Here is a 17,383-nt window from a genome sequence, read left to right as displayed (position 1 = left end):
GGGCAAAGCTGTCCTCGGGCTTTTTCGGGTCGGGGGCGTGGCAGTAGGCGCAGTTTTCGCTAAACAGCGCGCGGCCACGGCTGGCCAGGGGTAGATCGACTTTGCCGAATACCTCCTCCGGCCAGGTGGGCGGTTGCAGTCGTTTGAGGGTTTCTTCCAGGGTGAACAGGTCACGCAAACGCACGCTGGAGGCATAGCGCTCGGTTTCGGCCACCGGGTGGCCGTCGGTATTCAGCAAACGCAGGGTTGCGCCAACCCCCAGGGCTTCGCCGACGTTGCGGGCCATAGGCTGCATGGCCGAACCGTTCCACTGCACCCAGTCGAATTTCCAGATATCCCAGACCTGCGGGTAACTCACCGGGGCATTGGCGACTCGGTAATTGCTCGGGTCGATGGCATCACCGAATACACTGTTGGCAATCCGGCCGAAGGCATCGGTACGGCCAAAGCCTTCCTCCGTTGGGTAGAGGCCGCGGTGCCAGTCATTGAACGCGGTGCCCAGCAGGCGGTCGAGTACCACCTTGAAGTCGCGGCGCAGTTGCGCTTTTTGGCTGCTGTATTCATCACCGAGCACCTGTTTGGCGAAGCGGCGGAATTTCAGTGGGTTGTAATAGGTGAAGGCCATGCTCATGCCGAGCGCCTGGCCAAAGCTGCCGCCGCGTACGGTGGGTACGGTGGACGCCAGCGAATGCAGCGCCGCGCCGCCGTCAATGCGCACGGCCTGGCCCTTATAGCGCAGCTCGCCGGTGTGGCAGGCGGCGCAGCTGATATCCAGGTAATGTTCGCCGCTTTGCGCATCGGCATGTCGGGCAAAACCGACTGGCAGGTTGCCGGGGTTCAGCGGCGTGGGCTGTTGCGCGGGATCGACGAGGAAGCCGAAACGCGCCAGATAATCCGGGGTGGCGAACTTACTGCTGCTGAACGGCAGCTCCAGAGCGCCGAACCACTCATAACGCAGGCCTTTCACCTGGGTACCCTGAGGGGTGTAGTAGTAGGTCTGGCGTTCTTCTGCCGACCACTGATCGAGGTAGTGCAGCGTGTCGGGCTGTTGGTAGACCGGCAGGTTGGGGTTGGCGATGAAATACAGGGCGATTAGCAGCCCGACAACCAGCAATAACAGAAGCCCATACAGGGCCCGGCGGAGGATGCGCATGGAGACTTCCTTGTGGCGTTTTTTATTTGTTGTTTTTATGCCTATTGCAGTAGCCGATGGCAAGCAGCCATTACTGCGAAAACCAGGAAATAGTCTTCATTTAGGTCAGAAGATGGCTTTACAGTGCGGTTTATGACGGATTAATCAACAGGAGTGAATGCATGCATCCATTTGACGCGCCGCAGCCGCCGAAATTGGCAGTTTTACTGGGCTACGCTGGTCTGGTGCCTTTCGTGACGGGGGCATTGGGCATCTGGGTGACCCCAGAGGGTTGGCGAGTGTGGGTTCTGGCGGCCCTGCTTGACTATGCAGCAGTCATCCTGGCCTTTATGGGGGCGATTCACTGGGGCCTGGCCATGCGTGCGGAAGATGCCAGCGAGCCTGCGCAGATACAGTTGGGGCTGTCGGTGGTGCCGCCATTGTTGGGCTGGCTGGCAATCAGCAGTGGCATGCCGACCAGCTTGGCCTTGCCCATGTGTTTGCTGGCGTTTGGCGGCTTGTATGCGGCCGATCTACGGGCGGTGAAACTGGGCTTGGCCCCGCAGTGGTATCCCAGCCTGCGTCGGCCGCTGACGATTATCGTCTGCCTGAGCCTGCTACTGGCCTGGGCCAGTGTGCTGCTGCGTTGAGTTGAGCCAGTGCGCCACGGTTGCCAGCGTCTGCTCACGGCGCTGCGTCCAGACGCCCTGAATGCACTGCAGCGGCTGTTGGTGAAGCCGTAGCCAGTGTTCGCATTGTTGGTAAAACGCCAGGCGCTGGGTCAGCTCAGGTTGGCAGCGTTGACCATCATCGACCCAGGGTACATCGACCGGGTCGAGCAGCAGGTGCAGGTGGTAGTCGCGTTCGAGTAGGGCTTGCTCGATCCAGGCAGGGCAGTCGCCAAACAGTTCGCGGCTCCAGAGCATATTGCTCAGTAAATGCGTGTCGAGGATCAGCAACGCGGGGCGCGCTGCCCGGGCCTGGTCTTCCCAGGCCAGCTGGCCCTTGGCGATGGCGCTGATATCGGCGTAGCAGGTGTCACGCTGCTCACGTTCAATAAAGTGCCGCACATATTCGCCAACCAGCATCCCACCGAAGTTCGCCTGGATATGCCCGGCCAGCCAGCTTTTGCCGCTGGATTCCGGGCCGGTGAGCACCAGTACCTTCATGCCCGGGCCTTCATGCATTGACCAGCGCGCGATCACGCCGCCAGGTCAGCCAGCCGTTGACCGCCAGCAGGGTAAACAGTCCATAGAGTGCCGCCGTCGGGTACAGGCCCTGCTGCACAAACAGGCCAACAAACAGCAGATCGAGGACAATCCACAGCGGCCAGCACTCAACCCGTTTCTGCGCCATCCACACCTGGGCCACCAGGCTGAACGCGCTCAGCGTCGCATCCTGCCAGGGCGCGGCAGCGTCGGTGAAGGTGGCCATCAGATAACCGAGCGCCAGTGCCCCCACTGCACCTATGGCTAGGCTGATCACTATGCCTTGCTGGCTAAGCCGGCTGACCTGCACGCCGCTATGGCTGCTGCCGCCGCGCGTCCATTGCCACCAGCCGTAGCCTTGCAGCACGGCATACACGCCTTGCAGCAGCATGTTCGAGTACAGCTTGCCGTCATAGAAGATCCAGGCGTACATCAGCACCATCAGCAAACCCAGCGGCCAGCACCAACGGTTTTGCCGCACGGTCAGCCAAACGGCCCAGACGCCAAGGGCGGAAGCGATGATTTCCAGGGGCGACATAAAATACCGATGAGCGAGGGCGGGAATGGCTGGCGATTGTAGCGATTGTGCCGTGCGCCGTCTTGGTTGCCCGGCCACGCAGGTCGGGCTGGTATTGGTCGCACGTGGCGTTGTGTACCAACCGCAGATCAAGGATTACCGGTTTGCCATCCAGGCCCTGCTGCAGTCAGTCAGACGCCTGCCAGGTGCAGTACCAGCTTGACGATGCCGAAGATCACCAGCACAAACACGGCCGTGAACAGCACACCAAGAATGATGAAGTGGCTGGGCTTGCCACGGGAAAAGTCCCGCGCGCGGTTCTTGCCGCTTTGCACACCGAGCGCTGCGCTCAACACGCTTTGCAGCATTTCCCATAGGGTCAGTGGTTTGTTTTCTTCGTCGCTCATCGGGTCGCTCTCCTGTCTACCGGGATGGCTCGCAATGTCTGGTCTCAGGACTTGTTGACGCGCTCAGTGGAGGCCGGGTACTGCAACAGTTTGGCTGCCGGACGGCGCGGCCGCTGCAGCAACTCTCCAGCACAGTTCGGGCAGGTGCCCTGCAGCGTGGCTTGCGCGCACTCGCGGCAGAAGGTGCACTCAAATGAGCAGATCACTGCGTCAAGCGTGTCAGCCGGCAGATCACGGTCACAGCATTCGCAGTTAGGACGTAGTTGCAGCATGGCAGGCGTCTCGTAGCGGGTTGTCTACTGAGCATAAGCGCTAATGCGCAGGCACAGCAAAGCACTGCTGTCAGCGCAGCTGCAACGGCTATAAATGCCGTGTGGCGAGGTAATACATAAAAAAGGTGGCGGATGAAGGGCTCTGATGGAGGGGCCGATTGGCAGCTCAGAGCCCTTGTTGCAGCAGCCGATTACTCCGGCATGCTCCATGGCTCCAGGGCGAAACCTTGCTGACTGAGCTGCTCACGGGACTGCTTGAGCACATCGGCCAGTAGCGCCGGGTCGCTGTAGATGCTGCTGGACAGTTGTGTGCGGCCGAGCAGGCGGGTGCTGGTCCGGTCGATCACACTCAGGCTGAGGTTGCCAGTGCCATCTTGCGGGGCCCAGGCGACGCATTGGAACGGTTGAAAGGCGCGGTCGGCAATCAGCAGGGCTTCGTTAAAACGCAGCGGTGCGTTCATGGGGTCGGTTTCTCCGGGGTGATCCCAAATACACAAGGGCAAACGGTGGACTCACGCTTGCCAGTCATAGCTGTTGATGACCGAAGCTGACCGTTAAGTCACATGTCGGCGAAAAAATGCAAGGAAATGTCCGATTAATCACAGTTTTAATCGGGTAAGCCGAGAAACAGGGCGAGGCAGAGAGGTTATTCCCTCTCAGAGCCTGTGCAGACCGCCAGCAACTGCTGCAGATAGCGGGCGATATAGCGCTGAAAACCACGGTCATCCCAATAGCCCAGGTGGCTCAGCGGGGTATAGCGCTTGTACCAGGGACCCACTGGCATGGCGCGGTCTTCGGCGACCACCGCAGCGTATTCGGGCAGGGGGCGCAGCGGATAGCCCAGCGGGTCGGCGGGTGCATAGAGGTTGAGCCAGCGCGCCTGCTCGGTCACCGCATCGGTCAGGCAGTGACCGGGGAAGCGGATCGGCACGACCGGATCATAGGCAAAGGTGAACAGCGGGATATTGCAGCCGAAGGTGATCAGCCCACTGAGGGTTTCCAGGGCCAGAAAGGGATCCAGCGGGCACTCCTCAGCCTGGTTGATGCGCTGCTGATCCCAGACGAAGTTGGAGAAGATATGCCCGCCCAGTGAGTGCGCCAGCACCACCAGCGGCGTATCGGCATCGACCTTGGCGCGCAAGGCATTGAGGCCGCTGCGCAGGCACTGATGGACTTCTTCGTAGGTGGTGTCGTAGGCCTGGCTGACTTTGCGATAACCGCTGGCATCACCGAGAAACAGCGTGACGATGCGCCGCAACCAGCGCCAGCGCACTGGCTGGTCACGCAATTTGTCGAGAAAGGCTAGTTGCCGCTTATCCAGCACGCTGGCCCAGTACAGCGTCTGAAAGGCCACCTGGTCGGCGTCAGCGCCGAGGCGTTGGCGCAACCCGGCGATCAGGCTCTGGGCAAAGGCGTGCTGGCCCTCATCGTCACGCAGGTCGGGTTGCGTGCCGATGCCGTGGATAATGGCGACTGCGAGTTTCATCCTGCCGATCCTTGGTCATGCTGTCTGGGGTATTCCGCCGGCGTCAGTCGTTACAGTGGCTGCAGGCGCTCGCCGAGGCGGCCACTGTCGACCAGTTCGAGAAACTCATCACCAAGCCGCTGGCTCTCGCTCATGGCTGTGCGCCAATAGCGTTCGCGGCCGGCATCATCGCCCAGGTAACGACTGAAGTCCTTGCGGTCGGGGAGTTTGCCATGGGGCAGGCGCGCCAGGTAGTCACGTGAGGGCGCCAGCAGCAACACATCCTGCAGGCGTCCGCCATCACCGCGACGCCAGGGCATGCCCTTGTCGAACCAGCCGGGGATGACCTTATCGGTGAAGTGCGGGTAGAGCACGATATCTTCGCCGCTGTAGGGCAGGTCGAGGTGATAGTCGAGCAGGCCGCCATCGCGATAGGTGCCGGGCCCGGCGCCGGGAATATCGCGTACACCCTGCATGATCATCGGGATGGAGCCGGAGGCCAGCAATGCATGGCGCAGATTGCCGCTGTCGAGCTGCAGGTAGCGCGAGGGGAAGTCGCTGAGCGCACCCAGCGGCGGCGCCAGGCGGGCATCATGCAGGATCACCCGCTCAAAGTGCTTGGCCAGGCGTGGGCGACCGAGCAGGTTGCTGCCAATCACCGAAGACAAGCCCAGGCCGAGTGCGCCGCGATGATCGTGCTGGAGCAGGCCGTGGCTTTTCACCACGACAATGTTCAGGCGGTAATGCGGGTTGCTGAGGATGCTATCGCTGTCATTGCCCAGCAGCTGGTCGAGCATCAGGCTGCAGCTGTTCGACACCTGCGCCATGCTTACGCCTTTGGCAAAGCGCTGCGAGGTATACAGCTCCCCGAGGCGACGCAGGCCGGCTGCCGCATCCGGCAAACAGGCGCTGGCGAAGCGCCAGGAACCGATGGACGCGCCGATCAGCGAACGCTCGCGAGGCGCGCGCTGCAGCCAATCGCCGAACAACGCCAGATCCAGCCCCTGAATCCCCAACGCCTTCGGGCCGCCTGCAGCACCCGGCAGTATGCCGACATCCGCCGGTTGCAGACCGTGCTCGCGAATCCGCGCGAGGGCGCGTTTGCCGGCTTTAATGGTCAAGGCAGGGGACTTGATTAATATCGCACTCATGCTGGTCTCCATCGCGCAAGGCGGCGATTATAGAGCGCTAAGCGGCCAAACAAAGCGACTTCAGCACGTGAATGATGGGGGTTTGGCCCCGGCCTTACCCACATTCAGTTTGAGTTAAGTCGTGTGCAGTAACTTGGACTCCATCGAAAGCCACCGCCACAAGGAACTTGAAGATGAACATACTGACTGCCGGTTTGGCCGCTGTTGCCCTGGCCCTGACGGCCGGTTTGGCTCAAGCCCGTGACCTGGGCCCGGATGAAGCCCTGCAACTGCGCGACGCCGGTACCATCCTGTCCTTCGAACAGCTCAACGCCGCAGCCTTGGCGCTGCACCCCGGCAGCAAGACCGAAGATACCGAGTTGGAAGAAGAGTACGGCCGCTATATCTACCAGGTTGAAGTGCGCGACGCCCAGGGTATGCAATGGGACGTCGAGCTGGATGCCACTAATGCGCAAATCCTGAAGAACCAACGGGACGATTGATGAACACCACCGCTTGGCTTGCCCGCGCACTCCTGGCCGGCCTGCTGCTGACGCTGACATTCAGCAGCAGCGCGCGCGACCTGGATCAGGATGAAGCATTACGTCTGCGCCGCGAGGGGCTGATCATGCCCCTTGAGCAGTTGTTGCAGATGGCCTTGCAGCCTCATCCCGGAGCGGTGTTGCTGGAAGTCGAGCTGGAGGAAGAGGATGGCGTACTGGTCTACGAAGTCGAACTGGTGACTGAACAGGGCATCGTGCGCGAGCTGGAATTGCACGCCAGCACCGGCGAAGTGCTCAAGGACGAGGTGGAAGACTGAATGCGCCTACTGCTGGTTGAAGACCATGTGCCCCTGGCCGATGAGCTGCTGGCCGGCCTGACTCGCCAGGGCTATGCGCTGGACTGGTTGGCCGATGGCCGGGATGCTGCCTACCAGGGGGCGAGTGAACCCTATGACCTGATCATTCTCGACCTCGGCTTGCCTGGCAAATCGGGGCTTGAGGTGTTGCAGGAATGGCGTAGCGGTGGTCTGACCACGCCGGTGTTGATCCTTACCGCACGCGGCTCCTGGGCCGAACGTATTGAGGGGCTCAAGGCGGGTGCGGATGATTACCTGAGTAAACCCTTTCACCCGGAAGAGCTGCAACTGCGCATCCAGTCACTGCTGCGCCGCGCCCATGGCTTGGCCAACCAGCCACAACTGGAAGCCGCGGGTCTGCAGCTGGATGAAAGCCGGCAATCGGTGCAGCGCAATGGCGCAGAGGTGCAACTGACTGCCGCCGAGTTCCGCCTGCTGCGTTATTTCATGCTGCATGCCGGGCAGTTGCTGTCGAAGAGCCACCTGGCTGAGCACCTGTATGACGGCGAGAGTGAACGCGACTCGAATGTGATCGAGGTGCACGTCAACCACCTGCGGCGCAAGCTGGGCCGCGAGATTATCGAAACCCGCCGCGGCCAGGGTTATCGCTTTAGCGGGGATGCTGCTTGAGGTCGATTCAGCGGCGTTTGAGCCTGGGCCTGATCAGCGTATTGCTGACTATCGGCCTGCTGCTGGCGCAAAGCAGCCTCTGGTTGTTCGACCGCAGCCTGCGCAGTTACCTGCAGACAACCCTGCAGGATGAAACCCAGACCCTGCTCGGTGCGATTGTGCGTGGTCCCAATGGCTTGCAACTGGATGAGCGGCGCCTGAGTGCCGCGTTCAAACGGCCTTATTCGGGCTTGTATTTCCGTATTGACCTAGGCGAACAGAGCTGGCGCTCGCGTTCACTCTGGGACCGTGAGCTGAGTCCGGCAGCAGACGCTGGCCTGCAGGATGCACTGGGCGACGGACCACAAGGCCAGCAGTGGCTGGTGTACCGCGCCGACTATCAGCGCTACGGCCAGCCCATCGTGATTCATGTGGCGCGTGACTACACGCCGATACTCAGGAGTTTCACTCAGGTGCAGCAAGTTGTTCTGGGCCTGGGTGGTGGCGCCCTGGTGCTGATTCTGTTGTTGCAGCGGTTACTCGTCACGCGTGCGTTGCGCCCGCTGGAGCAGGCCCGCCGGCAGCTGATGCAGTTGCAGCAAGGCCAGCGCAGCCAACTGGACCAACAAGTGCCGCTGGAGCTGGAACCGCTGGTAGCGCAGATCAACCACCTGTTGGCGCATACCGCAGATACCCTCAAGCGCTCACGCAATGCCCTGGGCAACCTCGGCCATGCGTTGAAAACGCCGCTGGCGGTGCTGGTCAGCCTGGCCAGCCGGGAAGAACTCAAGCAGTTGCCGCAGCTGCGCGAGAGCCTGAATGGTCAGCTGCAACAGATCGAGCAGCGTATTGCCCGCGAACTGGGCCGCGCCCGTTTAGCCGGCGAAGCCTTGCCGGGCGCGCATTTCGACTGCGCCAGTGAACTGCCGCAGCTGTTCTCGACCCTGGCGATGATCCATGGCCACCACCTGCAGCTGGATTGGCAGGCTGAGCCTGGTTTGCGCTTGCCCTGGGACCGCGAAGACCTGCTGGAGCTGCTCGGCAACCTGCTGGATAACGCCTGCAAGTGGGCCGACAGCCAGGTGCAGCTGCAAATTTGCAAGGCGGCAGAGGCCTATCAACTAAGCATTGATGACGATGGTCCAGGCATCGACGCCGCGCAGCGCGACGAGGTGCTCAGCCGTGGCAGCCGCCTGGACGAACAGGTGGCCGGGCATGGCCTGGGCCTGGGCATCGTGCGCGATATCGTCGATGCCTGGGCAGGGCGTTTGCAGCTGGCGGATAGCCCCCTGGGTGGCTTGCGTGTCATGGTCAGCTTGCCGCTGCAGCGCAGCTGAGTTCATCAGGTAGGTCCACCGCAAGGCTTACATGCCGTTGGCAAATGCCGGATGACTCATGTCGATACTGGCGCGCACCGGGCGCAGGGCTTCGGCGTACTTGTGCAGAATATCCAGCGCATAGTCGATGCGTGCATGCAGGCGCTGATCGTCTTCGCTGCTCGGCTCTGGGGTGTTTAGCACCTTCTCGACGCCGCGCACGATCAGGTGCTCAGGCAGGTAGCAGAGCCGGCAGTTCTTGTAGCTGGAGGCGCGCAACTCGCTGATCGGGTAAGCCCCGCCAACCCCCGCCGATACCCCCACCAGCAGCCCCGGCTTGTGCGCCAGCTCGGCCTTGCTGGCGTAGATAAAGAAGTTTTTGATCGCCGGGCAGGCCATGCCATTCCACTCCGGGGCGATGATCAGCACCGCATCGGCGGCCGCCAGTTGTTTGCTGTACAGCCCCCAGGGGCCGGTGTCGTCGGCGGGCCACAGCGGCAGCGGGGCGAGGCCCAGGTCAATCACATTGCTTTGCGCATTATCGGTGTGGCCCAACTGAATCAGACGCTGGCGCAAGAAGCGGGCAACCTTGCCCGATTGGCTGTTACTGCGGCTGGAACCGGCCACCAGAGCGATATTGAGCATCGTGCACCTCGTTTATTGATAAGTCGTAAATGAAAAAACGCAGGCTAACGATTGCTAGCCTGCGTCACAAGGAAGCAGCCGCCAGAGTGGCGGTCCGATGGTGCCATGTTCGTTAGACGCGGAACTGGTCCATCAGGCTCTGCTGGTGGTTGGCCAATTTGTTCAGGCCTTGGCTGATTTTGGCCGACTCATCGGCCTGGGCGGAAATCGATTCGGTGACATCGCGGATCGAGGCCACGTTGCGGTTGATCTCCTCGGCCACCGAGCTCTGCTCTTCGGCGGCGCTGGCGATCTGCAGGTTCATGTCGGTGATCACGCTGACCGCCTGACTGATGCGTTGCAGCACGGCCACCGCCTGCTCCACCTGCTCGACGCTGCCCTGGGCCTGACGATGGCTGCTGTGCATGGTGCTGACCACTTCCTTGGTGCCGTTTTGCAGACCTTCGATCACTTGGCGGATTTCCTCCACCGAATCCTGGGTACGCTTGGCCAGGTTGCGCACCTCATCGGCCACCACGGCAAAGCCACGCCCGGCTTCCCCGGCGCGGGCCGCTTCGATGGCGGCGTTGAGGGCCAGCAGGTTGGTCTGCTCGGCAATTGAGCGGATCACCTCCAGCACCGAGCCGATCTTCTCGCTGCTGTTGGCCAGGCCTTCGACTTCCTGCATGGCCACGTTCATTTCCTTGGCCAGCAGTTCGATGGTCGAGGTGGTCTTGCCGATCACGCTCAGGCCTTCGCGGCTGGCCTGGTCGGCGGTGCGCGCGGCTTCCGCAGCCTGAGCGGCGTTGTGCGCAACATCCTGGGCGGTGGCGCTCATCTCCTGGAACGCGGTGGCCACCTGATCGACTTCGCGGAACTGTTGCTGCATGCCGCTGCTGGTCTGGCTGGCGATCAGCGCGGACTGGTCGGCGGTGCTGCGGGCATCCTGCACGCTGCGTTTCACGTCGGCAATGACCGGTTGCAGCTTGTCGAGGAAACGGTTGAACCAGCTGGCCAACTCGCCGAGTTCATCCTGTTTGGCGTATTCCAGGCGGCGGGTCAGATCGCCTTCACCGCTGGCAATATTCTTCAGCATGGCTGCGACACCGAGAATCGGCCGGGTCACGCCCAAGGCCGTCAGCCAGATCAGCAGAATACCCACTACCCCGGCCGCCAGGCCGAGGCCCAGGGACACCGCCGTGCTGCGCGTACCCATTGCATCCATTTGCGCTTCCAGGCGGGTGGCTGGTTCCAGCAGGACTTTCTCCGGCACCTCCATCAACACGCCCCAGGGTTGCGATTCGGGAATCGGCAGCAGCGGTTGCAGCACCTGTAACGCTCCGTCGTGTTGCAGGGTTTCCGGGCGTCTGCTCGCTACCAGGGTGAGTATCTCGCGGTGTTGGTTGGTAAAGGCTTTTTCCAGTTTGCCGCCCAACAGGCTGCTGTCGCGGCTATGGCCGGCGAGCAGGCCAGCGGGGCTGATGATGCTGACATGCCCGGCGCCGTCGAACAGGCCCTGGTGTGCGCTGTTGCTGAGTTCCTGCAGGCTGGCCAGGCTGAGATCCACGCCCAGCACACCAATTACCTTGTCGTTCTGGATCAAGGGGAAGGCGATGCTGGTCATCAGGGTTTTCACCCCGTCAGCCTCGTCGATATAGGGGTCGAGCAGGCAGACCTTTTTCTGCTGTAGCGGGCAGCTGTACCAGGCGTTATAGGGTGCTCCGCTGAGGCCGGGGGTGGTGTCATTGAGATTTTCTTCGGTCATGGACTCGGAGCTGAGTTCGCCGTCTTGACCCTGTGCCCAGTAGATCGAATAGCGGCCCTTGTCATTGCTACCCAGGTTGGCCTGGTCGGTAAACAACTCGTCCTTGCCATCCAGGGCGTTGGGCTCGAACGCTACATAGATACCCAACAGGCTGCGATTGGCCTCCAGTGCGCTGCGCACCTGGCGGGTCAGGTCTTCGCGCAGGTCGAAGGCATCAAGAAAGCGTTTTTCCGCCTGTTCGCGGATAAACAGCACCTGGCTGGCCGCGCCCCGCCCGTATTGGTGGGCGTCCATAAAGTAGCGTTGGATCTGCAGGGCCTGAGACTCGCCGCGTGCCGACATGCGCAGCTGTGCGGACTCCTGCAGCATGGCCGAGCTGGCCTGCTTGACCAGACTGGCGCTGCGCGAGGCCTGAATGACCGAGGCGCAAACCAGCACGGCAACAATGGCCAGCAAGCACAGGCCTGCCAGTAGGGTGATCTTCAACTGGATGGAGAGTCGGCTGAACAGCATTTTCAGGACCTTTTTATGGCGGAGGCTTAGAGCGCCTATCGGCGCTTAGGCGCTTTTCTTTAAGTTTCAGGTTAAGTAAAGCAGAGCAAATTGCAGGCCAGCGGCGCCTTGGAATGGCAGGGTAAGCGAAATTAGCAACGCCTTGTACAGAATAATTTACGGGCATTTTGACAGGTCAGTCAGCATTGTGCAGAGTACGCGCCCTTCGCCGAGCCGGCGCAGCATCCAGAGAAGGTCGAAACCTTCGCGGACTTACTTAAATTGCGGGAGTAATTCGATGAACGCAGTCGTTGCGGCAGTGGGGATCATGCTGATTCTCAGCCTGTGCCGTGTACATGTGGTGGTCGCCCTGATCGTCGGCGCCTTGGCTGGCGGCCTGCTCGGTGGCCTGGGGATTGAAGGTTCGCTGGCGGCCTTTAACAAGGGCCTGGGCGGCGGGGCGACAGTGGCGTTGTCCTATGCCTTGCTCGGCGCGTTTGCCGTGGCGATTGCCAAATCCGGCCTGGCTCACGCGTTGGCAGACAAGGCCCTGGCCATGGTGGGCAAGCAGGACGCCAAGGGTGCCGGCCTGCTCAAGTGGTTGCTGATCGGTTTGCTGCTGGTGGTGGCGATTGCCTCGCAGAATATCCTGCCGATTCACATCGCTTTTATCCCGCTGCTGGTGCCGCCGCTGCTGTATGTATTGAGCAAGCTGCAGCTCGACCGCCGCTTGATTGCCTGCGTGCTGACCTTCGGCCTGATTACCCCCTATATGTTTCTGCCGGTGGGTTTTGGTGGAATCTTCTTGAATGACATTCTGCTGGCCAATGTTGCCAGCGGCGGCGTCGACACCCGCGGCCTGGACGTGACCCAGGCCATGGCGATTCCGGCACTGGGCATGCTGTTCGGCTTGCTGGTGGCAGTGCTGTTCAGCTACCGCAAAAAGCGTGTGTACGACCTGAGCAAGATCGAACAGGTCGAGCGCGTGGATGTTGCCTACAACCCACTGAGCCTGCTGGTGGCGGGCGTGGCGATTGTCGCGGCGTTTGTTGTGCAGCTGTGGCTGGACTCGATGATCGTCGGCGCCCTGGTCGGCTTTATCATCTTCTCGGTGTCTGGCGTGGTGCGCTGGAAAGAGGCCGATGGCCTGTTTACCGAAGGCATGAAGATGATGGCGATGATCGGCTTTATCATGATTGCCGCCGCCGGGTTTGCCGAAGTGATGAAGGCCACCGGCGAGGTGAAAAGCCTGGTCGACAGTTCCGCCGCATTGATCGGCCACGACAAGGCCCTCGGTGCGCTGCTGATGCTGCTGGTCGGCCTGCTGGTGACCATGGGCATCGGTTCGTCGTTCTCCACCGTACCGATTATCGCGGCGATCTTCGTACCGCTGGGGCTGCAACTGGGCTTCAGCCCGCTGGCCATTCTGTGCATCGTCGGCACCGCCGGCGCGCTGGGTGATGCCGGCTCGCCGGCCTCCGATTCGACTCTTGGTCCAACCGCCGGGCTCAACGTCGACGGCCAGCACAACCATATCTGGGACAGCGTGGTGCCGACTTTCCTGCACTACAACCTGCCGTTGCTGGTATTCGGTTGGGCAGCCGCCATGCTGATTTGACCGGGGCGCTCGGGGCCTTGCAGGCCCCTATTGGCGTCGATTCATCGACAAGCGGCGCGTTCACTTAGCAAAACAATGCAGCGCGCGCAGCAGATCCTAGGCCGGTTATCAGCGCTTCTTACTCACCCAGGCCCAAAGCATTTCGCACTGAATCGGCTGGATGCCGGCTTCATCGGTCACGGTCACGGCAACCAGCACTTCGCCTTTTTCCTCGGTATGAATGGCCTGAATCTGCTCGGGCGTCAGGCTTGCCACGGCGCGCAGGCTGCCGCTGGCGCGCTTGAGGTAGTCGACCTTGAGGCTTTTGATCAGCGGCAGCTTGTCATCGGGCACGTTCATGCCGACCAGAAAACCCGTGGCGGATTCGGCTAGCAGCGCCATGGCGGCGGCATGCACGCCTTTGATGTGGTTCTGCACCTTGCGCGTGTTGGCGATGCTCATCACCGCCTGCTGCTGGGTCAGCGTATGCACGCGCACCTTGGCGGTGCCGGCAAACTTTACCTGGGAGCCAAACAGCAGCGACAGCGCCGGGCTTTGCAGGGCGCTGGGCAGTTGCTGGATTTTGCCGACGATACGACTCAAGCGGTTGCTGGACATGCAGATGCTCTTTGCGCAGAGGGAAGGGCATGAGTCTGTCACAGCGAAATGTGACCGGCCAGGGCTGGCCGGTCAGGTTATTGCCCGTGGGTTACAGCAGCCGGCGGCCGTCTTCGCGGGTGATGATCACCGTGGCCGAGCGTGGACGCTGACCAGAGCCGTCGGGCCAGGTGCTGAGCAGGTTAGTCGCCGTTGAGCCTTCACCCGGGTGCTGGATATTGACGAACAGGGTGCGGAAGTCCGGGGTGGCGCTAATGCCGGTCACCTCGGCGCCCACAGGCCCCACCAGGAAACGCTTCAGCTCACCGGTCCGCGGCTCGGCCACCAGCATCTGGTTGTTGCCGAACGGGCCGCTGTTCAATTGGCTGCCGCTCATGTCGGTCTGAATCCACAGGCGGCCTTCTTCGTCGAACCACAGCCCGTCGGGGCTGGCCAGGCGATTATCGGCGGTCAGCGGTTGGCCATTCGGGCCGACGCTGTCGGTCTCCGGTCCGGCCAGCATAAACAGGCTCCAGGCAAACTGCCGTCCGGCGTAATCCTTGCTCAATTCGCGCCAGCGAATGATATGGCCGAAGGCGTTGGCTGGACGTGGGTTGGCGGCATCGGCGCTGGTCCGGGCGCTGTTGTTGGTCAGGGTGAAGTACACCTCGCCGTTGTCCGGATTGACTGCGCCCCATTCCGGCCGGTCCATCTTGGTGGCGCCGACCACGTCAGCGGCCAGGCGGGTATTGATCAACACCTCGCCCTGGTCGGCAAAACTTACTCCAGCGGCCTTGCAGGCTTTCTGGAACGTCTTGTCGTGGATATCCAGCGCCAGCCATTCACCTTTGCCGCTGGCATCGAAGCGCGCAACGAAGAGGGTGCCTTCATCCAGCAATCGGCCATTGCTGCGCCCTGGGCGGTACTTGTCGCGGCTGACGTATTTGTAGATGTACTCGTTCTGCGAATCGTCGCCGGAGTAGCACACTACCGGGCGGCCTGATTTCACCGGTGCGAATACCAGGCCCTCATGGGCGAAACGGCCGAGCGCCGTGCGTTTGATGGGCACGGATTCCGGCGCGAACGGGTCGATTTCGACAATCCAGCCAAAGTGATTCGGCTCGTTGCGATAGTCCGCGCTGGCGGTGGTGGTAAGGCGCGTGGCATCGAAACGCTCGAACTCATCCCCCTTGAGGTGATCCCAGCCGTAGCGGCTGCTGCTGCGCAGGCCATAGCGGCTCAGCTCGCGTGGCAGATCACTGTCGCGGCTGGCAAAGTAGCCGGCCCAGTTCTCTTCGCAGGTCAGGTAGGTGCCCCAGGGCGTAAAACCGTGTGAACAATTGTTCAGGGTGCCGCGCGTTGCCGTGCCTTGTGGGCTGTAACGGGTTTTCAGCAGCACATGGCCGCGCGCCGGGCCGCTGATCTGCATCGGCGTGGCCCCGGTAATCCGGCGGTTTCGGGCGCTCGGCAGTACTGCCCATTCGCCATTCAGACCACGGCGTATTTCCACCACGGAAACGCCGTGGGCGTTGATTTCCTTGCGCACTTCTTCGGCGCTGCTGCGTTTACCGGCCACCAGCGTCGGGCCACTGGGGTGCAGCAACGGCGCGTCGACGTATTCGTGGTTGAGCACCAGCAGACCGTGATCGCTTTTCTTGCCGCCGCGCTGCGCGTCGATCGGGAAGAAGTGCATGCCGTCGTGATGCATGCCCAGTTGCTCGGCCTGATCCTGGGCGCTGTTGCTGCCATCGCTCAGGTAAGCCGGATAGTTACCGGTGATCGGCGTACCCCAGGGGATAAAGGTTGTGGCGCGGTAACCGGACGGCACGCTGATGCCATCAAGACGGCTGGTGGCGACTGCAGTGAACGGCAGTTTGCTGCGTGGCTTAAAACGCAGTTTCTCCAGACCTTGGGCCGCCGGCTCTGCCGCCACAGCAGCGCCAGGCAGGGCGCTGCCGAGAAACGCCAGGGTGCCGAGCGCGGCGCCGGCGGCCAGCACTTGCCGACGGCCGATGCCGTCGATCAGCTGATGGATATGCGGGTTATCGGACGCGTTACTGGGCAATTCATCGCCATTGCCGAACAGCACGGGTTGGTCATTATCGAGGCTCATACAGGCTCCTTGGGTTAATCGACGGATGCCTGACGCTATCCAAGGAAATTGACGTAATCATGACAGCGCTTGTGCGAAAGCGCACAAAACCAGAAAAGGCCGAATTTCGGGCAAAAAAATGGCCGGGAGCCATTTTTAACGTCGCACAGCGACGGCCAGAAGGGTGGCCGCCATGGATGGCAGGCCATAAAAAAATCCCAGCATTTCTGCTGGGATTTTCTTAACACCCTCAACCTTGATCGTGGCCTCGGTTGAGTGAGCCGGTTCTTAGCTGAACTGGTTCATGGTGTTGTCTTTGCCGCCGGCTTTCAGGGCCGCTTCACCAGCGAAGTACTCTTTGTGAGCGTCGCCGATGTCGGAACCGGACATGTTCTGGTGCTTGACGCAGGCGATACCTTGACGGATCTCCTGGCGCTGAACGCCTTTCACGTAGGCCAGCATGCCTTGCTCTGCGAAGTACCCTTTGGCCAGGTTGTCGGTGGACAGCGCGGCGGTGTGGTAAGTCGGCAGAGTGATCAGGTGGTGGAAGATACCAGCCTGAGCAGAACCGTCACGCTGGAAGGTACGGATCTTCTCGTCAGCAACCTGAGCCAGTTCGGTTTCGTCGTAGTCGACGCTCATCAGCTTGGTGCGGTCGTAGGCGGAAACGTCCTTACCTTCGGCTACGAAGGCATCGTAGACCTGCTGGCGGAAGTTCAGGGTCCAGTTGAACGATGGGCTGTTGTTGTAAACCAGCTTGGCGTTCGGGATGGTTTTACGGATTTCGTTAACCATTTCTGCGATCTGGCCGACGTGTGGCTTCTCGGTTTCGATCCACAGCATGTCAGCGCCGTTCTGCAGCGAGGTGATGCTGTCCAGTACGCAGCGCGCTTCACCGGTGCCAGCACGGAACTGGAACAGGTTGGACGGCAGACGCTTAGGACGCAGCAGCTTGCCTTCGCGGTTGAGAACCACGTCGCCGTTCTTCAGGTCGGCTGGGGAAACTTCTTCGCAATCGAGGAAGGAGTTGTACTGGTCGCCCAGGTCGCCCGGGGTGTTGGTTACAGCGATCTGCTTGGTCAGGCCGGCACCCAGGGAGTCGGTACGAGCAACGATCACGCCGTTGTCGATGCCCAGCTCGAGGAATGCGTAGCGAACAGCGTTGATCTTGGCGAGGAAGTCGGCGTGAGGAACGGTCACTTTACCGTCCTGGTGGCCGCACTGCTTCTCGTCGGAAACCTGGTTTTCGATCTGGATGCAGCAAGCACCCGCTTCGATCATCTTCTTGGCCAGCAGGTAGG

General features: G+C 61.4%; 19 protein-coding genes and 2 pseudogenes. 7 read left to right on the top strand and 14 right to left on the bottom strand.

The genetic code is table 11. The features are described from left to right. Nucleotides 1-1,153, bottom strand: a 1,153-nt coding sequence (locus WA145_RS03355; protein WP_422580212.1) for a di-heme-cytochrome C peroxidase, incomplete at its 3' end; no start/stop codon positions are given. On the opposite strand from WA145_RS03355, the gene WA145_RS03350 reads away from it, so the two are divergent. Together WA145_RS03350 and WA145_RS03345 are read left to right on the top strand one after the other, a co-directional pair. Beyond that, nucleotides 1,152-1,289 (top strand): hypothetical protein, encoded by a 138-nt coding sequence (locus WA145_RS03350; RefSeq protein WP_422580211.1) that lies wholly within the window; start codon nucleotides 1,152-1,154, stop codon nucleotides 1,287-1,289. The genes WA145_RS03355 and WA145_RS03350 overlap by 2 nt on opposite strands. A 25-nt stretch (nucleotides 1,290-1,314) precedes the next feature. Next, the gene (locus tag WA145_RS03345) at nucleotides 1,315-1,782 is read left to right on the top strand and encodes a DUF3429 domain-containing protein (protein ID WP_422580210.1); all 468 of its coding nucleotides are present in this window, start codon (nucleotides 1,315-1,317) and stop codon (nucleotides 1,780-1,782) included. Here the strand turns inward: WA145_RS03345 and WA145_RS03340 are convergent. The 7 genes from WA145_RS03340 to WA145_RS03310 form a co-directional block, all read right to left on the bottom strand. Next, nucleotides 1,750-2,301, bottom strand: coding sequence for an AAA family ATPase (locus WA145_RS03340; protein ID WP_422580209.1), 552 nt, complete (start codon nucleotides 2,299-2,301; stop codon nucleotides 1,750-1,752). The genes WA145_RS03345 and WA145_RS03340 overlap by 33 nt on opposite strands. Before the next feature lie 10 nt (nucleotides 2,302-2,311). After that, on the bottom strand, nucleotides 2,312-2,878 hold the full coding sequence (gene pnuC, locus WA145_RS03335; RefSeq protein ID WP_422580208.1) for a nicotinamide riboside transporter PnuC: 567 nt from the start codon (nucleotides 2,876-2,878) through the stop codon (nucleotides 2,312-2,314). A 170-nt stretch (nucleotides 2,879-3,048) separates the two neighbouring features. Then, entirely contained in the window at nucleotides 3,049-3,264 is a 216-nt protein-coding gene (locus WA145_RS03330) for a DUF2970 domain-containing protein (RefSeq protein WP_422580207.1), read from the bottom strand. Between the two features lie 44 nt (nucleotides 3,265-3,308). Then, nucleotides 3,309-3,536: a DUF1272 domain-containing protein gene (locus WA145_RS03325; RefSeq protein ID WP_422580206.1), complete on the bottom strand. Its 228-nt coding sequence runs from the start codon at nucleotides 3,534-3,536 to the stop codon at nucleotides 3,309-3,311. A 191-nt stretch (nucleotides 3,537-3,727) separates the two neighbouring features. After that, nucleotides 3,728-3,997, bottom strand: a complete 270-nt coding sequence (locus WA145_RS03320) for a hypothetical protein (protein ID WP_422580205.1) — start codon at nucleotides 3,995-3,997, stop codon at nucleotides 3,728-3,730. A gap of 185 nt (nucleotides 3,998-4,182) precedes the next feature. After that, nucleotides 4,183-5,022 carry a hypothetical protein gene (locus WA145_RS03315; protein WP_422580204.1) on the bottom strand — a complete coding sequence of 280 codons (840 nt, stop codon included), beginning with the start codon at nucleotides 5,020-5,022 and terminating at the stop codon, nucleotides 4,183-4,185. Nucleotides 5,023-5,072: 50 nt separating this feature from the next. After that, a complete protein-coding gene (locus WA145_RS03310; RefSeq protein WP_422580203.1) occupies nucleotides 5,073-6,152 on the bottom strand; it encodes a patatin-like phospholipase family protein in 1,080 nt (359 codons plus the stop codon). 173 nt (nucleotides 6,153-6,325) lie between these two features. On the opposite strand from WA145_RS03310, the gene WA145_RS03305 reads away from it, so the two are divergent. The 4 genes from WA145_RS03305 to WA145_RS03290 are packed head-to-tail and all read left to right on the top strand — an operon-like array spanning nucleotide 6,326 to nucleotide 8,936. Next, entirely contained in the window at nucleotides 6,326-6,634 is a 309-nt protein-coding gene (locus WA145_RS03305; RefSeq protein ID WP_422580202.1) for a PepSY domain-containing protein, read from the top strand. Then, entirely contained in the window at nucleotides 6,634-6,951 is a 318-nt protein-coding gene (locus tag WA145_RS03300; RefSeq protein WP_422580201.1) for a PepSY domain-containing protein, read from the top strand. The genes WA145_RS03305 and WA145_RS03300 overlap by 1 nt, the downstream gene beginning before the upstream one ends. Continuing rightward, nucleotides 6,952-7,620 carry a response regulator transcription factor gene (locus tag WA145_RS03295; RefSeq protein ID WP_422580200.1) on the top strand — a complete coding sequence of 223 codons (669 nt, stop codon included), beginning with the start codon at nucleotides 6,952-6,954 and terminating at the stop codon, nucleotides 7,618-7,620. It abuts the gene before it with no gap. After that, nucleotides 7,617-8,936 (top strand): sensor histidine kinase, encoded by a 1,320-nt coding sequence (locus WA145_RS03290; protein WP_422580199.1) that lies wholly within the window; start codon nucleotides 7,617-7,619, stop codon nucleotides 8,934-8,936. Before WA145_RS03295 ends, WA145_RS03290 begins: the two co-directional genes overlap by 4 nt. A 27-nt stretch (nucleotides 8,937-8,963) precedes the next feature. On the opposite strand, the gene WA145_RS03285 is transcribed toward WA145_RS03290, so the two are convergent. The 3 genes and pseudogenes from WA145_RS03285 to WA145_RS03275 form a co-directional block, all read right to left on the bottom strand. Continuing rightward, entirely contained in the window at nucleotides 8,964-9,560 is a 597-nt protein-coding gene (locus tag WA145_RS03285; RefSeq protein ID WP_422580198.1) for an NADPH-dependent FMN reductase, read from the bottom strand. Nucleotides 9,561-9,672: 112 nt separating this feature from the next. After that, nucleotides 9,673-10,188: pseudogene (locus WA145_RS03280) on the bottom strand (methyl-accepting chemotaxis protein); the annotation flags it as partial. 342 nt (nucleotides 10,189-10,530) lie between these two features. After that, nucleotides 10,531-11,598: pseudogene (locus WA145_RS03275) on the bottom strand (HAMP domain-containing protein); the annotation flags it as partial. 496 nt (nucleotides 11,599-12,094) lie between these two features. On the opposite strand from WA145_RS03275, the gene WA145_RS03270 reads away from it, so the two are divergent. Then, nucleotides 12,095-13,414: a Na+/H+ antiporter family protein gene (locus WA145_RS03270; protein ID WP_422580197.1), complete on the top strand. Its 1,320-nt coding sequence runs from the start codon at nucleotides 12,095-12,097 to the stop codon at nucleotides 13,412-13,414. A 108-nt stretch (nucleotides 13,415-13,522) separates the two neighbouring features. Here WA145_RS03270 and WA145_RS03265 read toward each other — a convergent pair whose 3' ends face one another. From WA145_RS03265 to WA145_RS03255, 3 genes are all read right to left on the bottom strand, one after another. Then, complete coding sequence (locus WA145_RS03265) at nucleotides 13,523-14,011, bottom strand: DUF4442 domain-containing protein (RefSeq protein ID WP_422580196.1); 489 nt, start codon at nucleotides 14,009-14,011, stop codon at nucleotides 13,523-13,525. A 91-nt stretch (nucleotides 14,012-14,102) separates the two neighbouring features. Next, complete coding sequence (locus WA145_RS03260; RefSeq protein WP_422580195.1) at nucleotides 14,103-16,103, bottom strand: PhoX family protein; 2,001 nt, start codon at nucleotides 16,101-16,103, stop codon at nucleotides 14,103-14,105. 267 nt (nucleotides 16,104-16,370) lie between these two features. Beyond that, nucleotides 16,371-17,383 (bottom strand): isocitrate lyase (locus WA145_RS03255; RefSeq protein WP_422580194.1); only part of this gene is annotated, 1,013 nt, incomplete at its 5' end.

This window comes from Pseudomonas sp., from assembly GCF_049301935.1.
Classification (GTDB): Bacteria; Pseudomonadota; Gammaproteobacteria; order Pseudomonadales; family Pseudomonadaceae; genus Aquipseudomonas.
Note: the sequence above shows the minus strand (reverse complement) of the source record. Positions and strands in the feature narration are given on the sequence as shown.

Excerpts from the sequence above, each read along its gene's own strand:
- WA145_RS03350 (WP_422580211.1), top strand. The coding sequence starts at position 1,152 with ATGGAGACTTCCTTGTGGCGTTTTTTATTTGTTGTTTTTATGCCTATT.
- WA145_RS03345 (WP_422580210.1), top strand. The coding sequence starts at position 1,315 with ATGCATCCATTTGACGCGCCGCAGCCGCCGAAATTGGCAGTTTTACTG.
- WA145_RS03340 (WP_422580209.1), bottom strand. The coding sequence starts at position 2,301 with ATGAAGGTACTGGTGCTCACCGGCCCGGAATCCAGCGGCAAAAGCTGG.
- pnuC (WP_422580208.1), bottom strand. The coding sequence starts at position 2,878 with ATGTCGCCCCTGGAAATCATCGCTTCCGCCCTTGGCGTCTGGGCCGTT.
- WA145_RS03330 (WP_422580207.1), bottom strand. The coding sequence starts at position 3,264 with ATGAGCGACGAAGAAAACAAACCACTGACCCTATGGGAAATGCTGCAA.
- WA145_RS03325 (WP_422580206.1), bottom strand. The coding sequence starts at position 3,536 with ATGCTGCAACTACGTCCTAACTGCGAATGCTGTGACCGTGATCTGCCG.
- WA145_RS03320 (WP_422580205.1), bottom strand. The coding sequence starts at position 3,997 with ATGAACGCACCGCTGCGTTTTAACGAAGCCCTGCTGATTGCCGACCGC.
- WA145_RS03315 (WP_422580204.1), bottom strand. The coding sequence starts at position 5,022 with ATGAAACTCGCAGTCGCCATTATCCACGGCATCGGCACGCAACCCGAC.
- WA145_RS03310 (WP_422580203.1), bottom strand. The coding sequence starts at position 6,152 with ATGAGTGCGATATTAATCAAGTCCCCTGCCTTGACCATTAAAGCCGGC.
- WA145_RS03305 (WP_422580202.1), top strand. The coding sequence starts at position 6,326 with ATGAACATACTGACTGCCGGTTTGGCCGCTGTTGCCCTGGCCCTGACG.
- WA145_RS03300 (WP_422580201.1), top strand. The coding sequence starts at position 6,634 with ATGAACACCACCGCTTGGCTTGCCCGCGCACTCCTGGCCGGCCTGCTG.
- WA145_RS03295 (WP_422580200.1), top strand. The coding sequence starts at position 6,952 with ATGCGCCTACTGCTGGTTGAAGACCATGTGCCCCTGGCCGATGAGCTG.
- WA145_RS03285 (WP_422580198.1), bottom strand. The coding sequence starts at position 9,560 with ATGCTCAATATCGCTCTGGTGGCCGGTTCCAGCCGCAGTAACAGCCAA.
- WA145_RS03270 (WP_422580197.1), top strand. The coding sequence starts at position 12,095 with ATGAACGCAGTCGTTGCGGCAGTGGGGATCATGCTGATTCTCAGCCTG.
- WA145_RS03265 (WP_422580196.1), bottom strand. The coding sequence starts at position 14,011 with ATGTCCAGCAACCGCTTGAGTCGTATCGTCGGCAAAATCCAGCAACTG.
- WA145_RS03260 (WP_422580195.1), bottom strand. The coding sequence starts at position 16,103 with ATGAGCCTCGATAATGACCAACCCGTGCTGTTCGGCAATGGCGATGAA.